This window comes from Chromohalobacter sp. 48-RD10, assembly GCF_029889785.1.
Taxonomy (GTDB): Bacteria; Pseudomonadota; Gammaproteobacteria; order Pseudomonadales; family Halomonadaceae; genus Chromohalobacter.
The window spans coordinates 1-3,345 of sequence record NZ_JARANX010000065.1; the positions used below are offsets into that span (position 1 = coordinate 1).

Sequence of the window (3,345 nt, forward strand, 5' to 3'; positions counted from 1 at the left end):
GTTGTAGCCCAGAGTATCGGTGAGCTGGGCGAGATCGACTATGCGTTCGAAGGTCTCGGCGGGCGTGCCGTCATGCGCGATCGGGGCGAGATCGAGCACGGATAGCGGAATTTGCGAGAGTCGGGACATGGTGGCCTCGGTAGAGAAATCGAATGAGTCGTTAGTCGGCTCAATATTTCTTTACTCTGGGGGCAGCCCATCGATAACACAACCCGTGCGTTTCTCGCTCAATCCAGCTCATCGAGTAATTGATGAATTTGTTCGCGCCGGCCTTGATCGGCGACGTCGCGAGTGGGTCTCGGTGGGGCCTTGAGTGCCTTCTGCAAAGCCTGGCGCGCTGCGACATCCTGGCCCTGATCATGCAAAAAATCGCCCCAGAAGTAGAGTGGGTCGATGCCATTGGGATTGAGCCCTAGGCCTTTCTGCAGCATCGCTTTCGCTTTGTCATCGTCGCCGAAGCCGATAGGCCAGCCGGGCACCTGATAGTAGAGGGCGCCGAGACTGGTATAGGCCGAGCCGTGCAGGGCATTGGCGTCGAGCGACAGGGCCTTCTCCAGGTCGCTCTTGGCCTCCTTGACCAGTGGCAGCGCGCCCAGCCCGCCCTTGGCGCCAGCCTCGCTGCTGCGGATGATGCCGGCCCAGATGTAAAGCTCGGCAGCACCAGGTTGGTCGTTAATCAACGCTTGGGCGCGCTGATAGAGCTGATTGAAGCCGTCGGCGCGACGCTCTTTAGGTGTCTTGTACTGTATGCGTGCCCAGCGGCTCTGCAACTCATGGACACCGCTGGTGACGGTATCGCTCATTGCCAAGGCGACGGGCGAAAGACTTAGTGCCAGTCCGGCGAGAGTAGTGATGACCGCGAAGCGCCGGGCATGATGGGTAAGGCGGGAAGTGATGGACATGACCGATCTCTGAAAGAGGCCGTGGCTTAGGAACGGCCGGCGAAGCGTTGGATGGTGCCGAGCTGGCGCCGTAGTGTCCGGTCGACGACCCCGGGCAGCATGGCATTAAGGCGTACGAAGAATCGTTCGGGCCAGCCCAGATGGCGTTCGGTGGCGCGCTGATTGACCGCGCGGATGATCTCCTCGGCGACTTGCTCAGGGCTGTCCATGGCGTTCCCCAGCTCGGCGTTGAGGGCATCCACCGTGGCGTCGTTCATCGCCGTGTGCGTGGCCCGTGGGGCGACGTAGTGGATATGAATCTTGGTGTCGGCGAGCTCGCGACGCAGGGCCTGCGAGAAGCTACGTAGCGCGGCCTTGCTGGCGCAGTAGCTCGCATAGCCCGGATAGCCGATGGCACCGAACGTCGAACCGAGATTGACGACCCATGCCTCGTCGGCGGACTGGAGCAGTGGCAGCATGGCCTGAGTGAGCTGCAGCGTGGCGGTGACGTTGAGCGAAATCAGATCGCTCACGTTCTCCGGCGGCTGGTGAGCGAACAGACCGAAATGATTGATGCCGGCGGCATTGATCAACATGTCGATATCCTGCTCACGGGAGGCCTGGAGCAGGCACTGGCGGTCTTCGGCGTCGCACAAGTCGACGGCGCGCCACTCGGCGGATATCGGTAGTTCATCGGCTAGCGCTTGTAGGGCCACCGCGTTGCGGCCCACCAGTAAAAGCTGCGCGCCGCGTCGTGCCAGTGACAGGGCCAGGGCGCGGCCGATACCGCCACTGGCACCAGTGAGCAGGACGCGTCGATCACACCAACGCATGAGCGAGCTCCTGCGTGGAGGTGGCGTCGGTAGTGTCGAGTCCGCGGAACATCGCGCCGTATAGGCGGTAGACCATGTTGGCGGTATCGATAACCGCCTGCAGATCGACATCGTCGTCGAGGCGGTCGATCAGACCTTCGAAAAAGGCCAGGTGGCCGATATCGAGATCGCCGTGGGACTCCAGGTAGTGGAACGCTTCCTGGGGCAGACCGAGGCTCTCGCGAATCGAGACGGCGGCGTTGGTGGCCAACGCGGTGCTGGTGCCCTCGAGGACGAAGACCATACCGAAGAAGCCTACCGGGTTGTCATGCGTGATGATGTCGCGCACGTAACGCACCATCAGCTCGGTAGCTGGTGCTGGTCGACTGGTTGCCACGCTATCCTGATCGCCGCCGGCGGCACGGATGTCGTCGAGGATCCAGCGCTGATGGCCGTACTCCTCCTCGATATACTCGACCAATGCGCCACGCAGCCACTCGAGACGCTCAGGGAGGCGCGCGCCGCAAGTCATCATCAGCGGTACGGTATACTTGACGTGATGGTAGGCCTGTCCGAGGAACGCTAGGTACTCGTCGCGGCTGATGCGCCCGTCCAGGGCACGCTGGATGATCGGGGAGGCGAGTAGCCAGGCACGATTGTCGGCAGTGGCCTGCTGAAGGTGTTGATAGGCGCTCATGGCGTATCCTCCAAGGTGTGATTGAACGTAGTCGTGGGGGACATAGTGTCGAGAGGCGCATCGAGCCAGTCGCGGTAGTGCCTAGCCAACGTGTCGCGGCGCAGTCCGCCGTTGGCGGTGGTCAGGCCTTCAGCGGCACTGAACGGCTGGGCACGTCGCCAGTGGGTGATGCGTGCGTAGTCCGGTAGCCGGGCGTTGGCCGCAGCGACAGCTTTGGTGAGTTGGGTATCATCAATATCCGAGCGCGCCGGCACCAGCAGTGCGCGATTGGCGGGCAGCGCCTCACCGTGCACCCAGGCTTGTGCGATCACCAGCTCGGCGGTGAGTTCGGCCTCGACCCAAGCGGGGTCGACGTTGCGTCCGTAAGCGGTGATGAATAGCTGCTTGCGACGTCCGACCAGCACGAGCCGACCGTCTTCCCAGCGTCCCAGGTCGCCGGTCGGCCAGAACGTTGGTGGAGGCGTGTCATCGCCGAGATAGCCGAGCATCGTGCTGCCGCCGGCCAGCACTTCGCCGTCGTCGGTTAGACGAACATCCGCGTGAGGCAGTGGGCGGCCCGCGCTGCCGGGATGGTTGTCGCCGGGGCGATTTAGGGTCATCACCGAGGCGCATTCGGACAAGCCATAGCCCTCGTAGACCGGCCAGCCGTTAGCTTGGGCGGCATCGAGCAGGCTTGGCGATACCCGAGCGCCGCCCACAGCAATGAAACGCATGTCATGAACTGCTGGATAAGGCGAGTCGCCAAGCAAGGCTTCGAGTAGTTGCGGCACCAGAATTAGGCTATGAGGACGGTATTTTTCGAGTTGAAGGCGAGTGAGTGCGATGTCAAAGCCGCTGGCGCCTTGCCAGCCGAGCGACGCGAGGCCGGGCAAGATGCTGGTCGCTCCCATCCATAAGGGTGCGTAGAGGCCGCCAATATTCTCCAACAGTGTGCCTAGTGGCAGCATGGCGACTG

The 3,345-nt window shown here is 62.6% G+C and carries 4 protein-coding genes; all 4 read right to left on the reverse strand.

Annotated features, from left to right (window positions below; translation table 11 throughout):
- Nucleotides 1-227 precede the first annotated feature (227 nt).
- Nucleotides 228-902 carry a hypothetical protein gene (locus tag OP496_RS16840; protein ID WP_280564966.1) on the reverse strand — a complete coding sequence of 225 codons (675 nt, stop codon included), beginning with the start codon at nucleotides 900-902 and terminating at the stop codon, nucleotides 228-230.
- A 26-nt stretch (nucleotides 903-928) separates the two neighbouring features.
- Nucleotides 929-1,714 carry an SDR family oxidoreductase gene (locus OP496_RS16845; protein ID WP_280564967.1) on the reverse strand — a complete coding sequence of 262 codons (786 nt, stop codon included), beginning with the start codon at nucleotides 1,712-1,714 and terminating at the stop codon, nucleotides 929-931.
- Nucleotides 1,701-2,390 (reverse strand): iron-containing redox enzyme family protein, encoded by a 690-nt coding sequence (locus tag OP496_RS16850; protein WP_280564968.1) that lies wholly within the window; start codon nucleotides 2,388-2,390, stop codon nucleotides 1,701-1,703. The genes OP496_RS16845 and OP496_RS16850 overlap by 14 nt, the downstream gene beginning before the upstream one ends.
- Nucleotides 2,387-3,345, reverse strand: a 959-nt coding sequence (locus tag OP496_RS16855; protein WP_280564969.1) for an AMP-binding protein, incomplete at its 5' end; no start/stop codon positions are given. The genes OP496_RS16855 and OP496_RS16850, both read right to left, overlap by 4 nt.

Coding starts and splice junctions, on each gene's coding strand:
- OP496_RS16845 (WP_280564967.1), bottom strand. CDS start 1,714: ATGCGTTGGTGTGATCGACGCGTCCTGCTCACTGGTGCCAGTGGCGGT.
- OP496_RS16840 (WP_280564966.1), bottom strand. CDS start 902: ATGTCCATCACTTCCCGCCTTACCCATCATGCCCGGCGCTTCGCGGTC.
- OP496_RS16850 (WP_280564968.1), bottom strand. CDS start 2,390: ATGAGCGCCTATCAACACCTTCAGCAGGCCACTGCCGACAATCGTGCC.